Origin of the sequence: Aggregatibacter actinomycetemcomitans (assembly GCF_023518055.1) — a bacterium.
Taxonomy (GTDB): domain Bacteria; phylum Pseudomonadota; class Gammaproteobacteria; order Enterobacterales; family Pasteurellaceae; genus Aggregatibacter; species Aggregatibacter actinomycetemcomitans.
Map to the genome: position 1 here is coordinate 1,569,459 of NZ_CP085096.1, position 20,692 is coordinate 1,590,150.

The window sequence follows — 20,692 nt, forward strand, 5'->3', positions numbered from 1 at the left end:
TGACTTCCCCTACGCTGTAGGGGAAGTTAGGTATCAAAAGGAGTAACGTCATGCTAAAAGAATCCCTTATCGAAAATAATTCCATCAGACTCAACCAATCTGCATCCAACTGGGAAGAAGCCATTAAAATCGGTACGGATTTACTGGTCGCTTCAGGTGCCATAGAACCGCGTTATTATGACAATATTGTCAACAACATCAAAAAGTTCGGGCCTTATATCGTTCTCGCCCCGGGGCTTGCCATGCCGCACGCCCGCCCGGAAGAAGGTGTAATTAAAACCGCATTCGGCTTAACCACATTAAGCGTGCCGGTAGATCTCGACGGCGAATCCATTTCCGTGCTACTCACTCTTGCCGGCAGCGATTCCAATTCCCACATGGAAGGCATTATGGAAATCACCCAAATCTTCGACGATCCCAACAGCGATGACGGTGTGAACATCCAAAAATTCCTGGATTGCAAAACTACGGGAGAGGTGCTTGCCGTAATTGATGCCACACTGAATGCTTAATCCAAATGCACGGTTGAAAAACGTCGCCAAAATCAACCGCACTTTTATGAATGAAAATTGACAGAGGAAAACAAAAATGAACAAACCATTACTTCAAATCGCCTTAGATTCACTGAGCTTAGAAAAAGCCGTGTCCGACGCCAAACAAGCGGAAAATTTAGTGGAAATTATTGAAGTGGGCACCATTCTTGCCTGCGCCGAAGGCATGAAAGCGGTGTCCACCCTACGCGCCCTTCACCCGAATCACATTATCGTATGCGATTTAAAAACCACCGACGGCGGCGCCATTTTAGCCAAAATGGCATTTGAAGCCGGTGCCGACTGGCTCACCGTCTCCGCCGCCGCCCACCCGGCCACCAAAGCAGCATGCAAAAAAGTTGCCGACGAATTCAACGCAGAGCACCCGGATCTCAAAGTGAAAAAAGAAATCCAAATCGAAATTTACGGCAACTGGACATTAGATGACGCCAAAGACTGGGTTGCGTTGGGTGTGACGCAAGCCATTTACCACCGCTCACGGGATGCCGAACTTGCCGGCAAAGGTTGGACAGCGGAAGACGTGGAGCTCATGAAGCAATTATCGGTTTTAGGGCTTGAACTCTCCATCACCGGCGGCATCGTGCCAAAAGACATTCATTTATTCAAAGACATCAAAAACGCCAAAGCCTTCATCGCAGGCCGCGCATTAGTGGGCGAAAACGGCAAAGCTACCGCCGAAGCCATCCGCGAACAAATCAATCAATACTGGTAATTAAAAACACCGAAAAAAATGACCGCACTTTGATCGAGCAACGCCAAGTGCGGTCTATTTTTACAGTGAATTTTAAAGTTTATCGCTTCCCATCTTCCTTATTTTCCCCCTACCTCACCACACTCACCACCACGCTCACACCGGTTCTGTGTCCTTGTTCATCGGCGACGGTGATTTGGTAGGTGCCGCTTTTGGTGGGTTGCCATAAGAAGGCTTTGGAGGCGGGGCTTTCGCCTAAGTAGACGTTATTCACGAACCAATAAAGGTGTTGAACTTCGCCGGAGGTTGTCGCGGTCAGCGGAATGTGGTTTTCCGGGCTGTTCATATTGATGTAGTAAGTGCGGTTTTCCAGTGGCGATGTCATCTTCAGCGGATTATGCGTAATGTGTTGCAAGGACTGGTTTTGTTGCTCGTAAGGGCATTCGACGTTGACGATGGGATTGCGTTTCATGATGCCCGCCTGCGCAAACATTTTTTGATAGTCACTGCCCCAGATTTCATAAATTTTTTGCTCCGTTTGCGCATTCGGATCCGTTGCGCAAGCCAGGACGTCTGTGCCTTTGCGCACGCGTAATTTTTGATAGATATTGCTCACCTGAATAGGCGATTTACCCGGGATAAACAACGTCTTCGTGAGCTGCTGACAATATTTGTTCGGCAGGTTGCCGTCGGCGGCACACACAGCAACTTCCGTTAAGTTCAGCTTGTCACGGCTAAGCGGGTCTTTCATGTTCGGGTATTGCGCAATAATGCTGTCCGCCAGTTGTAAAAATAACGGCGCGGCAAGGCGGCGACCGATAAAGTGCGGGTTACTTTTATTGTTAAAATTGCCGAACCACACCACCAGCGTGTAATTGCCGAAATAGCCTGCCGTCCAGGCATCGCGCAAGCCGTTTGACGTACCGGTTTTCCAATAAATCGGCAGTTTGGTTTTGATGGCTTTGTTGTAAATATCGGTACGAATATTCTGCGACAAAATATCGCCCAGCATATAGCTGCTTTCGGAGCTTAGTAAGGTGGCGCTTTGCGTCGCCGGCGAATGCTTTAATGTTTGTAATGGTTGCCATTGCCCGCCATTGGCAAGGGCGGCATATAGCCCCGCCAATTGTTGCATGGAAAGCTCCGCGCCGCCCAGCACTAATGACAACCCGTAATGTGCTTTCTCCTTCGGCAAGGTGATCTTTGCCTGTTTAAGTAAATCGTAAAGATCGGGATATTTCAGCCTTTGCGCCATGCCTACCGCCGGAATATTACGGCTTTGCAGTAACGCCTGCGTAACGCTTACCGGTCCCAGAAAATTGCCTTCATAATTTTCCGGTTGATAATCGGCGAAGGTGGTAGGCAAATCTTTTAAAATCGTTTTGGGGTGTACCAAACCTTGATCAAACGCCAAGCCATAAATAAACGGTTTTAACGTGGAACCGTAAGATCGCTTTGCCAGCGTGCCGTTAATCTGCCCGCTGATATGTTGATTAAAATAATCGCCGGAACCCACCAGCGCCTTAATTTGCATGGTGCGATTATTCACCAGCAGAACGGCAAGATTATTCACGCCATACGGTTTTTGCTGTTGCAGATAACGCAAACTAATGCGCTCCACCAAACGCTGTAAACCGCTGTTTAAGCCGGTAATGATTCGTCCGTTTTGAATCGCCTCGCTTTCGACGTATTGTTGCAACACTTGATCGGTAAAGTGCGGTGCAAAAAACGGGAGTTTTTCAAGCGGGCGCAACGGGTAATTTAATTTGAAATGCGACTGCCATTGACGATCTTTCGGATGGCTTTCCACCCAGCGGGCATAAAGTTTATTACGCGCATTAAAAAGCTGCGGATTAAGTTGCTGATTGTTCTGCTGAATGTAAGCGTTCGGATTTTTCGGTAAAATCGCCAAGGTCATGGCTTCCGCCAAATTCAGGTTCTTATTGGCACGGTTAAAATAAATCAGGCTCGCTGTGCCCGCCCCTTCAATGTTCCGTCCATAAGGAGCAAAGTTGAAATAGGCTTCCAGAATTTCCCGTTTGGAATACTGTAATTCCAGCTGAACGGCGCGTAGAATCTGCTCGATTTTCCCGCCGATGTTGCGGCTATCAATACTCCACAATATTCGCGCCAGTTGCATGGTGATAGTCGAACCGCCTTGCGGTGAGCCGCCGAATAAATAGGTTTGTGTCGCCCCGCGCAATAAACCGTAAGGATTGACCCCGAAATGATAATAAAACCATTCGTCTTCCTGAAATAACACTGCATCCACCAGTTGTGGTGAAAGTTCTTCCAACGGCGTCCAAAGACGATATTTCTGATCCTTTGCCGTGGTCAGGCGTAACAGATTCTGCTGTTCATCATACACCGCGACGGAATAAGGGAAACGCTGTTTTAACGGAATGTGAGGTAAAAAACGCCCCCCTATGCAGGTAAGCAATAAGCCGCATAGAACAAAATAAAGACTTTTACGGGATATCTGTGACATAAAATCAATTATGGATAAAAGCACTCAGAAAAGTGCGGTATGTTCCTGATGTATTTTAATAAGATATTAAAAATAATAATTTACTTTTGAATTAAACAACCCACAACCAACTCACTTTTCTACAACGAGAAAAAGAGAGCTGCTTCATAGTTCAAAAAGAATCCGCCGACGATTAACCAAATATAAATCAATGTGCCGAGAATTAACGGTTTTAATCCTGCCTGTTTAATTGCGCCGAGGTGTGTAGTTAATCCTAATGCCGCCATCGCAGTAACGAGTAACAAAGAATCCAGTTCGACTAAAAGTTTCACTAAAAAATCCGGCAATAAATTGAAAGAATTGAATACCGCAACCGCAATAAACCAAAGGGCAAACCATGGAATGATAATTTTACGTTGTTCCCCGCCTTGAGAATCTTTGTTAAGCAACCAAGACAATCCCAACAAGAATGGCGCCAACATCATTACCCGAATCATTTTGGTAATGACTGCCGTGTTCGCTACAACGGGGCTAATATTGCCACCTATGGCATACACCTGAGCTACCTCATGCACACTGGAACCCACATAAATACCAAACTGGTGCGGGGTAATCAATACGCCTACCCAAGAATATAAAGACGGATAAAGAAAAATGGAAAGTGTACCAAAAATCACCACCACAGCAATTGCTACCGAAACTTTATGAGATTCCGCTTTAGTGACCGGCGCTACCGCCATCACTGCAGCAGCGCCACAAATGCTACAACCGGAAGCTGTGAGATAAACAAGTTGTTTATCCATTTTAAGGTAACGGATCCCGATGAAGCAGGTCAGAAAAAACGTAGAGAGTAACATCAGGGCATCCGTTAAAATCGCATTCATGCCGACCTGCGCAATGTCATGCAAAGTAAGCCGAAAGCCATACAATACAATCCCTATCCGTAAAATTTGTCCTTTTGCAAATAAAATGCCTTTTTCAAGGTGCTTCTCATATCCTTTATAAACACTGTTACCAAATATCATCCCCAGCAAAATTGCGATGATTAATGCACTTAAATGTAACTGAAGAGCAAATGTCGTTTGGCTTATTTTTTCGGCTATTAGTGCTAAAAAAGCGACACAAATTAGCCCTAAGTATAATGTTCGATTTTTCATTTTATTTATTATAAAAGGGAAAAGAGGCTTCATTATACGCCGAGAAAATAAAAAAATGCAGTTGATTCTCACCGCACTTTAATCAATAAAACTAGAAATATGGCTTATTGCAAAAAAGAAAAAAACTCTCCGTCGAGCTGAGGAGAGTTTTTATTTTTCAAATAGTTATTGTATAACTTCAATATAACCTTTATCGGCAGACTGTGCGTTCACCGTGCGGTTGTACATATTTTCCGTATAGGCGCGCGGAATTTGGAATTTACCCGCGTTTACGGCTTTTAATTGGTAGTTAATCACCGTAGTAGTATCACCCACTGAACCGTAACTCAACATACGATCTTCACGCAAATCGCGATGAATGAAGTTAAACATATAAATTATGTCACCTTCTTTGACATTCACGGTTTCATCGCCATTACTGTTCACCACTTCAAAACCTGCCGGATAGAGATCGGTAATCACCATATTATCCAGTTCATTTTGTAATGAACGCACCCTAACTTGTACGTTAATCACATCGCCAAGTTTCACTGAAGTCACCGGTTTGCCTTCTTGATCTAAATAAGTGCGGTCGATTTCCACACCGTTTTTAATTGCTTCGGCAGGCGCCTGCTGTACATAACCGGATTGACTAATGGCATACCAGGCTTTTTGCGTGCTTTGGTTGACGAAATTTAATTGCGCTTTATCCGCATTGATATTGGCTAACACGAAGGCCCCCTGCACGCCGCCAATATTTTGCCCGTCCTGCTGAATATGCAGGTTTGCAATTTGTTCGGCATGTTGCTTACTATAAGCATCTAACGCCAACAACACCATAGCGGAAGACAAGGTGTTATAACGATTGTCGTTTAAATCCTTCACGATGCTACTTAATAAGGTGTCGGATAATTGTTCCGCCTGTTCAGGGAAATGACGCGCTAATACATACAAAACAGCCCCCTTCTCAATCAACGGATCCAAATAATCTCGGTAGAACCACGCGTTTTTAGGCTGCAAATTATTAAATTTCGCCATCACATTGCTAATTAGATTATCCGCATCTTCTTCCTGTTTCACCAATTGATAAGCGCCTGCCAGCCAAGCTACAGTTAAATCAAATCGCCATTCTTCCGCTTTGAAATTGCGTTCCAATAGGCTGCGAATAGACAGCAAACTGTCACTTGGCACTTGCCCTAAACGTGCTAATAGATAAGTAGCATAAGCACGCTGGCGCAACATGGCTAAATCATCTTCACTTTCAGGGCGGCTTAAACGCTCTAACGCTGTGATGGATTTATTAAATAAACCATTTGGCGTAATCCATGCCGCCGGCAATTGCACACCGTGTTCTTGCGCTTCAATTAGGAAATGTGCCACATAAGCGGTTAAAAATCCGTCATCCTCATCTAATCCCGACCACAAGCCAAAACCTTCGTTAACAGTTTGACGTGCCGGCAACAAACTAAAGACGCGGTTCAGATTACTCTGAATTTGCTGTTTGCTACTTTGTGTCGCGGTGTTATCTCCCACTTGCGACAAGATACCGAGCAAGCTTTGGTATTCAGGATTATTGGCAAATAACAAATTCGGTATGGCAGCGCTGATAATCTGCTCCGTGCATAAGTTGTCGTAATTGCCTAAATAACTGCTTATGCCTTGCGCCAAGGCTAACGGTGCAGGCGAAATCAGCGCGGTTTGCTCGCGTAGTTGCGGGAATAATACATTCGGAAAGCCGCTTTGAGCCTGTTGATTCGCCGCCACTTCACCCACTTTGATGAATTGCTGTTTTGCCGTTAATGGACGAACGGAAATACCGTATTTTCGCTCAACCTGCGCCGGTTGTTGCTGTTCATCCAAATACGCGGCAGTGAAGTATAAAATACCGCTACCGAGCTGGTCCGTGGCTTTCAACTGGAAATTCACGACACCTTCGCTCATCGGCTCCAACATAATCGCGGTTTGCGCATTACTCAACACTTGGAATTGCGGTGCCACATTGAGTTGAACCAGAACGTTTTGCTTGCTTTTCGTGTTATTGGAAACAGTCAGACTCACTTTGGTTTCGTCATTCGGCGCTAAAGTAATCGGAGCAGTTGGTGACAAAACCATATCATCACGCACTAAGGTTTCCGTTTGACCGATATTCATTTGCAAACCATCGTTTGTCACAGCAATCGCCATCACTTTAAGATTGCCGTTAAAACCTTGCGGCACTTGATAAGTCACGGTTTTTGTGCCGTCCACATCAATGATATTTGACCAGAACACCGCCGGTTTGTCGGTTTTACGTTTAAACGGATTAGTATTCGCTGCGATGGCCTTTGCTAGTGCAGCTGTCTCTTCGGCGTCACCACCGGTTTGCGCAAACTGCAACACTTTACGGAATTCCGGCAAAATCAGATCCAGAATTTGCAAAGTTTCCACTTGCAACGCATATTTCGGGAAGAAAAATTGTAACGGATCCTCCTGTCTATGCCCCGCTACCTGCAAAATGCCTTCGTTCACCGCATAAATCACGGCTTTACTTGGTCTGTCAGTAGATAACGTAAATTTGACTTTCTCGCCGGATTTCACTTGTTGCGGCGCACTCAGATTTACCTTCAAACGGTGGTTATCTACATTAACACTAAATGGTGCCACACCATAACTTAGCGGGCTGGTGAAAATGTCATCAGATTGCATATCGCGGGAGAATTGCACATTAATGTAACCGCTGCCTTCAAAATTCTCCGGGATTCTGATTTTTTGTACCGAACGATTGGTTGTGGATTTAAACCATTTATGAGTATACACACGCTCGCGTTCGATAGTGATTAAACCGCTGCCTGCATAAGGCGCGTTAATTGCTACTTCGATTTCTTCACCCGGCATAAATTGTTTTTTGTTCAGATTCAACTTAAGTTCGGTGTTTTTATCCATGGCAACCGTAACATTGCTGTTACCGATAACCGTATAAGGAATACGGTTGACGGTTTCGCCGTATTGATTATTAATCACTAACACGAAATCGCCGCTACGCTCGGTATTCAAAGCAAAATCCGAACCGTTCTGATCGATATTAAGCGGTTTTTCATCCAGCTGGCTTTCTACCATTTTGGATTCATATTTATAGGCACCGGAACGCTGCTCGGTTAGCACGGAAACATATTTACGTTCCATTAGCACCGCACTTAATCCTCGCACTGAGGTTTTTTGCAGGCTTGGATTAATAGCGATTAAATTTACCTTGCTCTCGCTCTTTTCTCTTAAATAATTTAAGTCTTGCGCGCTGCTGTAGCCCACTAACCAAGGTTGCGCAGAAACCAATATCGATTGCACTTTAGACACACCGCGACCGCTGTTATTTTCATAACCATCCGCCGTGAAATACAACATTTGTACGGTATTTTCCGCTTCATGCTCCAAATTCAAGGCAAAAATCGCATTACCGTTATTATCTGTCGTTTGATCCTGCAATTCAGTTTCTAACAAAATGGCATTTTTGTTACGCTGATTATCATAGAATTGATAATTTTTATACTGCGGAAAACTTGGGAAAATAGCATGCAGCATAATATTCGCTGCCACTCTGCGTTTTTGTGCCGGTGTGCCGAATAAATTGGTTAAATGCACGGTAGCATTCAAATCTTGTGGCGAAACCCAGCCCAGCTGTTGGCTGTTATCAAACATCGTATTGATTCTTAAGGTATCCGGTTCAAATTCCTGCACTTGGAATGTCATGGAACCTACATCAATTTTCTCCTGTTGCTGACCAATATAAATATGTGCCAGCCATTCGCCGGTTTCCGCACTATCCGATAGCGGGTAAGTCAGCTCATTAAAGCCGCTTTCGCTCACACGAATATTCTTTTGCCATTGGGTTTTACCGGACGGCGAGGTAACTTCCAACGTCAACGGCACATTGGCTAAGGATTTCTTCCAATCCAATGCCTTACTGATCATGCCAATATGGACAGATTCGCCCGGGCGATAAATACCACGATCATTAAACAGGAACGTTTTAATAGCATTTTGTTCCTGTGACATTTCCTGACCGCGAATATCAAAACGGGAGAAATCTAATGTACGGTCGGATTTATCAATCGGCAAGAATGACTGATCTTGCCCGCGTGCCACCAAATACATCACCGGCTCAAGCTCCTGCTTATAATTCTCTAAAGAAGGGAGTTGGGCAACGCCAAGTCTGTTAGTGTATTGGCTGGCGATAACGGTGTTATTGCGGGAAATCACTTTCACCAGAGCACTTGAAACCGGCGCGCCGCTTGCAATTGATTGTACAAATACGGATTGTGTGCCGTCCGCCGCTTTTTTGGTAATGATACCTAAATCTGTCAAGATGATTAAACGGTAATCACTTTTTTGTGAATCCGGATCAGCATCAAAATAATAGCCATCGTCATCACCACGGTCTTTTAAACTACCGCCTTCAGATTTATCCTTAGCATTGACCGCACTTGCCTTCACCCAGAAGATCCCTTGCTTCGGTAAACCTCTTTGTGATAAATCCACGCTGAGGTAATCGGATTTGCGAGGATCGCGATTGGCAACGGTCAGAGTTTCCGTTTTAAAGGTTGCGATGTCATCAAATTTCAAGTTGCCTAAATCCGGTTTTTGGAAATTTTTGCTATTCAAATTTGCCACATGGCGCAATTGTTCCGCCTGCACACGACCAATATCCAATCGCACACGATCTGTATTACGCACAGCAAGTGTAACTTTGCCATCGCCGTATTGAGACAATAAGGAACCTTTCCCCACAAAGTTCACATAAGTCGGATAATTCGGTGCACATTCCAGGCTACCGATAGCTTTTTTCAATTGGTAGCCGCCTAATGCGGTGAATTTATTATCCAACTGCAAATAAAGACAACGCCCTTCCGGAATATTAAAACGGAAGGATTGATTGTTGGCATACGGACGTTCACTTGGAATAAGCTCCGGTTGAATGCGTTCACCACGCTTCACTACGGCCTCGGTTAATTTTTCCACTTCCCAGCTTTTACCTTCCGGCGGTTCAGGCAGTAACACTGCGCTTAAATTATCGGCAATGTCTTTCCCTTTCACCCCATAATTAAAGTTGAAAGTTAATACCTGATCTGCTTCATTTTTCTGATTGTTAACGATTTTGAAGCTGTTGTGGGAATTTTGCAGACTATATTTCGACGGCACTTGCACCAGTTTGGTAATTTCTCTTTCTAAAGTATTCGCCCCGGTTTTCGCGCGTAATGCCCGGCTGATTTTGGTCTGTACAAATTGATTCGGCTGGGTGGACAAAGAAAGTTCATCGGACCTAATCCAAGCTTCCAGCTTATTATCGGAATAACGAATTTTAAATTTCAACGGGTTAATCAAATTCAGCGACTGATCTTGATTTTTATGCACCAAGTTCACTTCAACCGCTTTTTCCAAATCTTTCGGATCCACCGGGTTGGAAAACACCAAATGAGTCAACGCATGGCGAATATGGGATAAATTCGGATCCTGATAAAATTCCGATTCGGATTCCACCACACTAAAAGGCTGAGTTTTCACGGAATGGGTATCCGTAACGGATTTCGCGTAAGTCAAACTTGGATTTAATACTTTCTTATCCAAGGTAATTTTATATTCTTGCCCTGTCGGCCAATCCTGCGTCGGGGTAAAGCTAAGCAAATAGTCGCTTGACCAGATCCATTTCCCCTCAATGGCAGGTTCCATTTTTATACCCTGGGTGATTTCGCTTTTTACTTTGTCAATAGGTGCCGCCGCGCCGCTGAATTCCACGCTTAACGGGTAAATCGTATTTGTCGTTTGCCCTTCACCGGATTGACCGTAAGACGTTTGCTCAATCGGATTAAATTTCACTTTAATCGTATTGCCGCCATCGGTTTTTTGGTGTTGATACCAATAAGCACCACCTGCTGCGGCAGCCAGCACGAGTGCGCCAAGTACTGAAAATTTTATTTTGCTCTGCATAGGACTTCTCCGTTCCTAAAATAATATTCTGCTAATCAATTTAACGTCTGTTAGTTTGTGCCGCCCACGGTAATCTGATCGATTTTCAACGCCGGCTGCCCCACGCCTACCGGTACGCTTTGACCTTCTTTACCGCAAGTGCCTACACCGTGATCCAATTCCACTTCGTCGGCAACCATAGACACATTTTGCATTACTTCGATGCCGCTGCCGATGAGGGTTGCCCCTTTCACCGGCTTGGTGATTTTTCCTTTTTCGATCAAATAGGCTTCAGAGGTGGAAAACACAAATTTGCCGGAGGTAATATCCACTTGTCCGCCACCAAAGTGCGGTGCGAAAATCCCTTGTTCCACCGATGCCACCAAATCCTCAAATTTATCTTTGCCCGCCAGCATATAAGTGTTGGTCATGCGCGGCATCGGCAAATGAGCATAAGATTCACGGCGACCGTTCCCTGTCGGTTGCACGCCCATCAAACGGGCATTCATTTTATCCTGCATATATTTCTGCAAAATGCCGTTTTTAATTAAAACATTATGTTGGCTCGGCACACCTTCATCGTCCACGGTAACAGAACCGCGACGATCCATTAACGTGCCGTCATCCACAATGGTACACAGCGGCGATGTCACCAATTCACCGATTTTGCCGGTAAACAAAGAGCTTTCTTTGCGATTAAAATCGCCTTCCAAACCGTGTCCAACCGCCTCATGCAACAACACGCCGGGCCAACCTGCGCCTAACACCACCGGCATTAACCCTGCCGGTGCCGCAACCGCGCTTAAATTCACCAACGCCTGGCGCACCGCTTCTTTGGCAAAATAGACCGCACTTTGCTCGCCGTTATAGTTTTCAAAGAACCAATCCAAAGCAAAACGTCCGCCTGCGCCTGCGCCGCCCCGTTCACGTTTGCCGTCTTGTTCCACCAACACGGAAACGGACAACCGAATCAACGGACGAATATCCGCCGCTAACGTGCCGTCGGTCGCCGCCACCAGCATTTCTTCATACACCATGCTTAACCCGGCGTTCACCTGCACCACACGCGGATCTTCCGCACGGGCGGTTCTGTCCACCAAACGCAAGAGTTCGATTTTTTGTTCCTGACTTAAACTGTGCAACGGGTTAATCGGCTGATAACGCAAAGTCGCGTCCACCGGGTTAAACTTCACCGGCAGAATAAAATTACATTGAGAAGGTTGCGCAATGCCACGCACTGCCTGCGCACATTGCTGTAAATTGGCTAAATTAATCTGGTCGGAATAAGCGAAACCGGTTTTCTCACCGCTCACCGCACGCACGCCCACGCCGCGATCAATATGAAACCCGCCTTCCTTAATAATCCCGTCTTCCAACACCCAGTTCTCGTCCTGACTGAGCTGAAAATACAAATCCGCATAATCCACATTGCGCTGCGCCAAGGTATCAAACACATTCGGCAAATCCGCAAGCGTCAAATGGCTCTGCACCAATAAACTTTCGGTCACTTTTTTTAACATAGAAATCTCGGTCATTTTATCGATAAAAAATTGGTCGGGATTATAACGTATTTTCCGCCAAAACCGAAAAGGAAAGTTACCTGAAAATGGCAATAAATCCGATATTTTCCAAAGAAAAAGAGCGGTTTATCCGCAATTTATTTAAGGGTATAAATTCTATTTTGTTGAATTGTGGAGGGGAATAAAAAGTGCGGTGAATTTTTAATTTGTTTTTTAACCGCACTTTTAATAACTTTTTTTTAAGAATTTCTGCGTTGTGTTTTTTAACTATTTAAAAAAAGTGCGGTCATTTTTTTAAGTGTTTTTGTTCTGCATCCGCTCAATCACCACTTTAATATCTTCCGGCGGTGCATAGTAAGGCGCGGAGATGATAAATAAATTTATCCCTAACTTGGCATAATCTGCTATGTTGTTTTTATTCACCCCGCCGGCAACAGAAAGGAGCGTTTTTTTACTTTGCTTTTTTAACAAAGCCAATGCCTGTTGAACCTGTTCCGGCGACCATTTATCCAACTGAATAATATCCGGTTCGGCTGCAAGCATTTGTTCAAATTGCGAAAAATTATCAGCTTCCAAGGTGATTTTATTTTCCGGAGCTTCCCGTCTCAATTGGGAAACGATTGCTTGATAATCAGTGGGGTTATCCAGCAAATTGCGATGGTTGGTAAACACAAGTAAGGTTTCGCTTAGTCCCTGGCGATGAATATGCCCGCCGGCGGCAAGCACCGCAGCAGTTGCCAATTTACGCGTATTCGGAATACTTTTACGGGTACACGCCACAATAGCCTGTGGATTGAGTGCTTTCGCATTGGCAATCATTTCGGCGGTGTATTGCGCCACGCCACAAGACCATTCCAACACCAGTTGAACCACTTTCCACGCCTGATGTAATTTATCGGCATGCCCATCTCCACTCAACAGCAATGTGCCGGCAGCCACATTTTCACCGTCCGCAATATGAACTTTCACTTGAACATCCAGCTTACGTAACAGCTTTTCCGCGATGCTCACGCCCGCCACTCTTCCTGTGTTTTTACGCTTAAACAAAATCCTTGCAGGAACATCATCCAATCCTAAAGCATGGGTAGTGAGATCACCTCGGTAAATATCTTCCAATAAAAAATCATTAAGTTCTTTGTCTGAAAAGTAAATCATGGCTTGTCCTTATCAAGAAATTGTCCTTGCTTAAGCGAAATTGTTCGGTTTGCCAAATATTCGGCTTCTTTGAGTTCATGCGTGACCAAAAGGGTCGTCATTTGATATTCCTGCCTTAATGCGTTTAACATCTGCCAAATATGGACACGGGTTTGCCAATCCAGGGAAGAAAAAGGCTCATCAAGCAATAACAAATTCGGTGGGTTAATTAACACGCGGGCAAATGCCGCCCGTTGTTGTTCTCCGCCGGATAATTGATGAGGATAGCGATTGATTAAATGGGCAATTTTTAATTTTTCCAATAAGGCGATTTGTGCCTCGAATGTGGTATCAGGATTCGCCAACGCTAAATTGCCGCTAACGGTTTTATGGGGAAACAAATAAAGCCGCTGATTTAAATAACGACAATTGCGTTGCCATGGCGCCAAGTTGTCCAACGATTGATTGGCTAATCGGATGGTGCCGGCATAATCAATATAACCGGCAATGGCGTTTAATAACGTGGTTTTGCCGCTGCCCGATTCCCCCACAATGGCGACACATTCGCCTGCCTCTACCGACAGGGAAATATTTCGCAGAATGCCGGCAGATAAATGTTCAATCTTCAACATCATTACACATTTCGATTCACAATCCGTAAAAGCATCAATAAACAGGCGGAAATAAACAGCAGCCACAATGATGCGCCGATAGCGATTTCAAAATCGCCGCTGGAAATATTCAAATACACCGCCATCGGCAAGGTTTCCGTTTTAAATCGCGTTGCACCGGCAAGCATTAACGTGGTGCCAAATTCCCCGATCGCCCGCGACCACGCCAAAATCACACAGCCTAATAATGGCTTCCAGCACATGGGCAATTCAATTTTCCATAAGGTTTTGAAAGGCGATAACCCCAGACTATATGCCGCAAACCGATAGCCTTGATCAAAAGACGAAAAAATCCCTCTTGTGCCACGCAATAAAATGGACGACACGATATACGTTTGTGCCACCACAATGCCAACGGGGCTAAAAATCCATTGGCTGATCGAAGGAATCCACTGACTCAAAATGCCTTGTGAATTAAAGAGAAGCAGCAAACTTAACCCGGTAACCAAAGGCGGCAAAACCATGGGTAAATCAAGAAAGGTATCAATAAACTTTTGCAAAGGTAACCGCACTTGGCTCATCAACCACGCGCTCGGCACAGATAGGCAAAATGCGAGAAACAGCGAAATTAAAGAGGAACCCAACGACATTCCCAAGGCAAAATGAAGCTCGGCATCAAAAAGCACCTGTTTGAAAAAATGAAAATCCAGTTGCGTCATTAAAGAAAGCACCGAGCCTATCACAATCAATAACAAAATCATCAACGGAATCAGTGCTAACTTTAAACCAAGGCTTTTATTTAACAGGTAAGAAGCCTTCATCAACAAAATATTTCACACCTTGCTCGGATTTAAAAAGATCAAATAATTGTTGCGCTTCCGCCGTATGTTTCGAAGAAGAAAGCAACGCTACCGTGACTTTTTCTTCCGGGGTGCCTTGCGGATTAGGCAAAATGGTGACTTTATCGCGCACTTTCCATGCCCCTGAACGTCCGACAACTGCCGCATCCACATCCCCATTCAATAAATATAACATCAACTGTTTTACCGTCGCGGCTCTCACCACCACTTTGTCATTCAACTGCTGTTGATAGCCCGACAATTCAAAGATCTTCTCCGCACCTTTGCCCAACGCCATCGCTTTGCTATCGCCAACGCCTAAACGTAATTTGCTTTCCGCTAAGGCTTTAAAAGAATCAATGCCGGCGCTTTTATCCCGACGAATTGCCATCACCGGAATATGCAACACCACCGGTGCGGTGGCTTTAGTTTCGCCTGCCATGCCTGGATCTGCGGCTGTTCATCAAATTCATACTCGGAAAGCAGCGTGACCATTTGCGCCATGCCATAAAACACCGGCACTTGCGCCTGATGAAAAATCACATTCGGCAGTTGCGGAAAAATTTTTTCTACTTGTGCAGCAAGGTTTGTGGTCGGCTTGGCGAGCGGGAACACATCAAATGCCAAACGTTGTTGATCTTCATCTAACGGAATGCCGTTCAATAGTTGCGCGGTTTGTCCGGCAAGTTTATTCACGGTGTCGCTGTCAACATAAGATGCCGGTAATAATGACGTAACCAACACTTGAGACAATGTATTTTCGTGGGCAAATTGTGACACAGAGAAAATGAATTGTGTAACCTGCGGATCTGGCAAAGACACAATGTTACGTTTCAATAAAACCAACTGTTCATCGTTAATGCTCGGGACGATAAGCGGCACATCATTTAGCGAAGCGCACACGCCTTTCAAATCAATCACCACACAACCCGCTTGCGCCGTATTGGCAATATGTGTCGCATGAGCAAATTCACCGGCAAATAACACATAATTAAATTCTGACCATTCCGTTTCCTCTAACGGAATTTGCGCCACGCTTTTGTTGTTGAATCGAATGCCCTGTTCTTCGCTAAAAGGGAAAAGTTCGACCACAGACAGGGTCTCAATGGCTAAACTGCTCTGCTCCAACGCCTCCGCCAATTTCTCGCATAAATCGAATTCGGCGACCAGGGCGATATTTAATCTTGTACTCATTTTTCTCTCCGCAGTAAAATAAACGGGCTCCATTTTACTGAATTATCATGAGGAAATACAATGACACCGGCGATTGACTTATTGAAAAAGCAAAAAGTCCCTTTCACCTTACATCATTACGATCACGACCCGGACAACACCCATTTCGGCGATGAAGCCGCCGAGAAATTAGGCATAAATCCCGATCAATCTTTCAAGACTTTATTGGTTGCGGAAAACGGCGATCAGAAAAAGCTCGCCTGTTTCGTGCTGCCCACCAGCCATCTGTTAAGCCTGAAAAAAGCGGCAAAAGCCTTGGGCGTCAAAAAAGTGGAAATGGCGGACAAAGACGCGGCACAAAAAAGTACCGGCTACTTGGTGGGCGGAATCAGCCCATTAGGTCAAAAGAAACGCCTAACCACCGTCATTGAACAATCTGCGCTGAATTTCGACAAGATTTTCGTCTCCGGCGGTAAACGCGGATTAAGCGTTGAAATCGCCCCGCAGGATTTGGCGAAAATATTGAATGCGACGTTTTTGGATATTGTGGATGAGGGGTAAAAGTGCGGTGGAAATTAAACTTAATTTAAATTTCATAAAAGTTACCTTTCTCGAGTCAAAAAAATCGCGTCAGTATAGCTGAAAAGTTTCAGGCGTAAAATATAATCATTCTCTTTTTTCTGAGCTAACAAAAAACATTTGTAAAAATATTCATAAATCACTGAAGTGATTTATTCACCCCTTCGGGGCCGTTGGCATAGCCAACGTTCAAAAAACAGAATTTTTTGTGACCGCACTTTATGTACGCGGGAGGGATTTATCGTATCGAAAGACAAAAAAGGTGGGACAAGCCCACCTACAGGATTATTTCAATTTCTCCAGCCTTGCCAATAAAATATCGTCCGGCTGCCCTTGTGTTTTTCGCAGACGGAAAAACAGTAAAACTGCCGCAATCGTCAGGCTCACCACGAAAGCAATCCAGAAGCCTTTTGCCGCAATGCCGCCGGGAACGATGAGATCCGTGCGTGCCAGAACGTAACCGAGCGGCATTCCTACAACCCAATAACAAAATAAGGTGATGTATAAAATCGCTTGCGTGTCCTTGTAGCCGCGCAACACACTGCCAATAATCACTTGTATGGTGTCGGAGAATTGATACAACGCCGCCAATAGCAACAGGGTGCCCGCCATGGCAATGACTTCGGCATCTTTCACGAAAATGTTAGCAATTTGCTCCTTCAAAATTACGATTAAAAATGCCGTTATCACCGCAATAAATAACCCCATAACCAGCGCAGAATAGGTCACCTGCTTTGCGCCTTCCGGGGATTTTTCACCCAAACGCTGCCCCACCAAAATGGTCGTTGCCATGCCGAGAGACATAGGCAACATAAATACAAAAGAACCGGTATTTAGTGCAATTTGATGACTTGCCACCACGTCGGCGCCCAAAGGCGATAAGAATAAAGAGGTTAGCGCAAACAATGCTACTTCACAGCACAACGCCATGGCAATGGGAAAACCCAGCTTCAGCAATTTCCCCAGCGTGCGTCTATTCGGGCGTTCAATGATATTTGCGAAAACCTTCAAATCACGTTGATTTTTCGCCCGCATACAGTATGCCAACATCAACAGACACATCACCCAGTTTACAATTGCCGTGGCAATGCCACAGCCCACGGCGCCGAATGCCGACACACCCAATTTGCCATAAATAAAAATATAATTAAGAGGAATATTGATCAGCAAGCCGAGAAAGGTGATCACCATCGCTGGTTTAGTTTTCGCGATGCCGTCATTTAAACAACGAAAATTCACCATCAACAAATAGCCCGGCAAGCCCCAAACCATGGCGTGCAAATAACCGATAGTAATGTCCGCCAAGCGTTGTTCCATGTCCATTTTTTGTAGTACGAAATCGCTGCTATAAATCAGCCACACCAGCGGAATGCAGCTAAAAAGCACAATCCAAATACCTTGGCGCACCTGATGGGCAATGCGCCGGCGTTGCCCCGAACCGTTCAAATAGGAAATGGTCGGCGGCAACGCAAGCAATAAGCCATACCCGAACAACACCAACGGCAGCCAGATGGACGCCCCCACGGAAATCGCTGCCATGTCCACCGCACTGACACGTCCTGCCATAATGGTGTCCACCAATCCCATGGAATTCTGCGCAATTTGCGCGAGCAAAATCGGGAGGGCAATAGCAATTAATTTTTTAGCTTCAATATGATATTCTTTGACGGTTGTTAACTTCATAAAAATAGATAAATTTCGAGGTAATTATGTTTACAGGCATTGTGCAAGGTACCGCACAAATTAAGACGATCACGGAAAAGGCTAATTTTAGAACACACACCGTGGAAATGCCACAAGAAATGCTGAAAGGATTACAAATCGGCGCCTCCGTTGCCCATAACGGCGTATGTTTAACCGTAACGGAAATTAAAGATAATCTGGTGAGCTTCGATTTAATGCAGGAAACGTTGAAGATCACCAATTTAGGCGAATTAAAGGTCGGAGATCCCGTGAATATCGAACGCGCCATGCAAATGGGTACGGAAATCGGCGGGCATATTTTATCCGGTCATGTGTATTGCACGGCGGAAATCATCGAACGCCTGCCTTCCGAAAACAACCTGCAAATTTGGTTCAAACTGCCGAATAAAGAGGTGATGAAATATGTGCTGACCAAAGGTTTTATCGCCGTAGACGGCATTAGCTTAACCATCGGCAAAGTACGCGAACAAAGCTTCTGCGTGAACCTGATCCCGGAAACCCTCCACCGCACCCTTATCGGTAAGAAAGCGGAGGGTGACAAAGTGAATATCGAAATCGACCCGCAAACCCAGGCAATTGTGGATACCGTTGAACGTTACTTAGCGCAGAAAGAGGCGTAAAAAGTGCGGTGGATTTTGACCGCACTTTTCGACTAAGAAACATAACCGGAAGGTTGCACTTGGAGTTGTAAATTTAAGGCTTTCATGACTTTAATCACGGTGGCAAAGGTAGGATTGCCCGTACCGGACAGGGCTTTATAAAGCCCTTCTCTACTCATACCGGTTTCGCGGGCAATTTGGCTCATATTTCTGGTTCGTGCGATATCGCCTAACGCAGACAAAATAAGCTCAATATTATTTTCTTGTAGCACTTCATTTAAATAAAGCCGAATATCTTCTTCGGTAGATAAATATTCTGCAGGATCAAAATCTTTCAATTGTTCACTCATAGTCCCATTTCCTGTGCAAGTTGTTTTGCTTTCTTGATATCTTTCTCTTGAGTGGATTTGTCTCCGCCACAAAGCAGGATAACAAGTATGCCATTTTGATTTTTCAGATAAACCCGATACCCCTGACCTTTATCAATCCGCATTTCAAATATGCCGTCATTAACGCTTTTTAAATCACCGAAATTACCAAACTGTAACCGTTTAATTCGTGCGTTGATTTTTGCTTTAGCTCTTAGGTTTTTGAGTTTCTTCAACCATTCATCAAAAAGAAAAGTCGTCTTAATTTGTATCATCATTGAATTAATTGTCGTTATTTGTTTCGCCTAAGTATAGCCTTTAGCTTAAAAGTGTCAAGTATAGTTAACACTTTACCTTTATCAACATAAGGTTCTTTCACCCGATATGTTGTATCGAAATAAATATTGCATTAGAATCAGCCATCAATTTTTTCAAAGAGATTATTATGTCAATTACATTATCAACCAAACAAAAACAGTATCTAAAAGGACTGGCCCATCATTTAAGCCCGGTGGTGATGCTCGGTGGCAATGGTTTAACGGAAGGCGTGCTGGCAGAAATTGATTTATCGTTGAATCATCATGAATTAATTAAGGTGAAAATCAGCGGTTCCGATCGTGAAACCAAACAACTTATTATTGATGCGATTGTGCGGGAAACCGGCGCTACGGCGGTGCAAACCATCGGTCATGTGCTGGTGCTATATCGTCCGAGTGAAGAAAATAAAATTCAGCTTCCGCGCAAATAAAAAAGCGAACATGAAAAAAGGCAGTTAAGAAACTGCCTTTTTTGTTATCAATGGTTCGGATGCAATTATTTCTTAAACGTAATCCACTTCAATGATTTCAAATTCCACCGTGCCACCCGGCGTCGAGATATTGACCACATCGTCCACTTCTTTGCCGACCAAACCGCGAGCAATCGGTGAATTAACGGAAATTAAGCCGTTTTTGATGTCTGCTTCGTCATCGCCCACAATGCGGTAACTCACTTCTTCGTCCGTATTGGTGTTAAGCAACACTACAGTGGCACCGAAGATTACTTTGCCGTTATTCGGGATTTTAGTGACGTCGATCACTTGGCTATTGGCTAATTTGCCTTCGATTTCCTGAATGCGTCCTTCGCAGAAACCTTGTTGCTCACGGGCGGCGTGATATTCCGCATTTTCTTTTAAATCGCCATGTTCACGGGCTTCCGCAATGGCTTTGATGATTTCCGGGCGACGTTCTTTTTTAAGATAATCCAGTTCTTCACGCAGTAATTGTGCGCCGCGAACAGTCATTGGAATTTGTTGCATTCTTCTTTTCCCTAAATTTGAATAAAAGAAAAACCGTGGAATCCTCCGGATTCCACAGCGTAAATTAATCGGTTATGGCGGGAGAA

16 protein-coding genes and 2 pseudogenes are annotated in these 20,692 nt (G+C 44.7%); 5 read left to right on the forward strand and 13 right to left on the reverse strand.

What is annotated here, in order from left to right:
• Window positions 1-50: 50 nt before the first annotated feature.
• Entirely contained in the window at window positions 51-512 is a 462-nt protein-coding gene (locus LIN98_RS07865; RefSeq protein WP_005572227.1) for a PTS sugar transporter subunit IIA, read from the forward strand.
• A gap of 76 nt (window positions 513-588) precedes the next feature.
• A complete protein-coding gene (locus tag LIN98_RS07870) occupies window positions 589-1,263 on the forward strand; it encodes a 3-keto-L-gulonate-6-phosphate decarboxylase UlaD (RefSeq protein ID WP_005541897.1) in 675 nt (224 codons plus the stop codon).
• Window positions 1,264-1,372: 109 nt separating this feature from the next.
• On the opposite strand, the gene pbpC is transcribed toward LIN98_RS07870, so the two are convergent.
• From pbpC to LIN98_RS07915, 9 genes and pseudogenes are all read right to left on the reverse strand, one after another.
• On the reverse strand, window positions 1,373-3,730 hold the full coding sequence (gene pbpC / locus LIN98_RS07875; RefSeq protein WP_041915481.1) for a penicillin-binding protein 1C: 2,358 nt from the start codon (window positions 3,728-3,730) through the stop codon (window positions 1,373-1,375).
• Window positions 3,731-3,849: 119 nt separating this feature from the next.
• Window positions 3,850-4,866 carry a YeiH family putative sulfate export transporter gene (locus tag LIN98_RS07880; RefSeq protein ID WP_005585930.1) on the reverse strand — a complete coding sequence of 339 codons (1,017 nt, stop codon included), beginning with the start codon at window positions 4,864-4,866 and terminating at the stop codon, window positions 3,850-3,852.
• A gap of 165 nt (window positions 4,867-5,031) precedes the next feature.
• Complete coding sequence (locus LIN98_RS07885; protein WP_005545300.1) at window positions 5,032-10,803, reverse strand: alpha-2-macroglobulin; 5,772 nt, start codon at window positions 10,801-10,803, stop codon at window positions 5,032-5,034.
• A 50-nt stretch (window positions 10,804-10,853) separates the two neighbouring features.
• Window positions 10,854-12,302 carry a metalloprotease TldD gene (gene tldD / locus LIN98_RS07890; protein ID WP_005545302.1) on the reverse strand — a complete coding sequence of 483 codons (1,449 nt, stop codon included), beginning with the start codon at window positions 12,300-12,302 and terminating at the stop codon, window positions 10,854-10,856.
• 294 nt (window positions 12,303-12,596) lie between these two features.
• The gene (gene modD, locus LIN98_RS07895; RefSeq protein ID WP_005568137.1) at window positions 12,597-13,457 is read right to left on the reverse strand and encodes a ModD protein; all 861 of its coding nucleotides are present in this window, start codon (window positions 13,455-13,457) and stop codon (window positions 12,597-12,599) included.
• Complete coding sequence (locus tag LIN98_RS07900) at window positions 13,454-14,068, reverse strand: ATP-binding cassette domain-containing protein (RefSeq protein ID WP_033000934.1); 615 nt, start codon at window positions 14,066-14,068, stop codon at window positions 13,454-13,456. The genes modD and LIN98_RS07900 overlap by 4 nt, the downstream gene beginning before the upstream one ends.
• Before the next feature lie 2 nt (window positions 14,069-14,070).
• The gene (locus LIN98_RS07905; RefSeq protein ID WP_005568139.1) at window positions 14,071-14,868 is read right to left on the reverse strand and encodes an ABC transporter permease; all 798 of its coding nucleotides are present in this window, start codon (window positions 14,866-14,868) and stop codon (window positions 14,071-14,073) included.
• Window positions 14,843-15,322, reverse strand: a pseudogene (locus LIN98_RS07910) (substrate-binding domain-containing protein); the annotation flags it as partial. The pseudogene LIN98_RS07910 and the gene LIN98_RS07905, both read right to left, overlap by 26 nt.
• Window positions 15,298-16,080, reverse strand: a pseudogene (locus LIN98_RS07915) (oxidoreductase); the annotation flags it as partial. The pseudogenes LIN98_RS07910 and LIN98_RS07915, both read right to left, overlap by 25 nt.
• Window positions 16,081-16,140: 60 nt before the next feature.
• On the opposite strand from LIN98_RS07915, the gene ybaK reads away from it, so the two are divergent.
• Window positions 16,141-16,620 (forward strand): Cys-tRNA(Pro) deacylase, encoded by a 480-nt coding sequence (ybaK, locus tag LIN98_RS07920; protein ID WP_005545251.1) that lies wholly within the window; start codon window positions 16,141-16,143, stop codon window positions 16,618-16,620.
• Between the two features lie 303 nt (window positions 16,621-16,923).
• On the opposite strand, the gene LIN98_RS07925 is transcribed toward ybaK, so the two are convergent.
• Complete coding sequence (locus LIN98_RS07925) at window positions 16,924-18,321, reverse strand: MATE family efflux transporter (protein WP_005592819.1); 1,398 nt, start codon at window positions 18,319-18,321, stop codon at window positions 16,924-16,926.
• Between the two features lie 26 nt (window positions 18,322-18,347).
• Here LIN98_RS07925 and LIN98_RS07930 point away from each other — a divergent pair, with 26 nt between their 5' ends.
• Window positions 18,348-18,962: a riboflavin synthase gene (locus LIN98_RS07930; RefSeq protein WP_005568146.1), complete on the forward strand. Its 615-nt coding sequence runs from the start codon at window positions 18,348-18,350 to the stop codon at window positions 18,960-18,962.
• A 32-nt stretch (window positions 18,963-18,994) separates the two neighbouring features.
• Here LIN98_RS07930 and LIN98_RS07935 read toward each other — a convergent pair whose 3' ends face one another.
• Window positions 18,995-19,291, reverse strand: coding sequence for an addiction module antidote protein (locus tag LIN98_RS07935; protein ID WP_005568148.1), 297 nt, complete (start codon window positions 19,289-19,291; stop codon window positions 18,995-18,997).
• On the reverse strand, window positions 19,288-19,587 hold the full coding sequence (locus tag LIN98_RS07940; protein WP_014167707.1) for a type II toxin-antitoxin system RelE/ParE family toxin: 300 nt from the start codon (window positions 19,585-19,587) through the stop codon (window positions 19,288-19,290). The genes LIN98_RS07935 and LIN98_RS07940 overlap by 4 nt, the downstream gene beginning before the upstream one ends.
• A gap of 167 nt (window positions 19,588-19,754) precedes the next feature.
• Here LIN98_RS07940 and yhbY point away from each other — a divergent pair, with 167 nt between their 5' ends.
• Window positions 19,755-20,057 (forward strand): ribosome assembly RNA-binding protein YhbY, encoded by a 303-nt coding sequence (gene yhbY / locus LIN98_RS07945; protein ID WP_005568150.1) that lies wholly within the window; start codon window positions 19,755-19,757, stop codon window positions 20,055-20,057.
• Between the two features lie 72 nt (window positions 20,058-20,129).
• On the opposite strand, the gene greA is transcribed toward yhbY, so the two are convergent.
• The gene (gene greA, locus LIN98_RS07950; RefSeq protein ID WP_005572298.1) at window positions 20,130-20,606 is read right to left on the reverse strand and encodes a transcription elongation factor GreA; all 477 of its coding nucleotides are present in this window, start codon (window positions 20,604-20,606) and stop codon (window positions 20,130-20,132) included.
• Window positions 20,607-20,692: the final 86 nt, after the last annotated feature.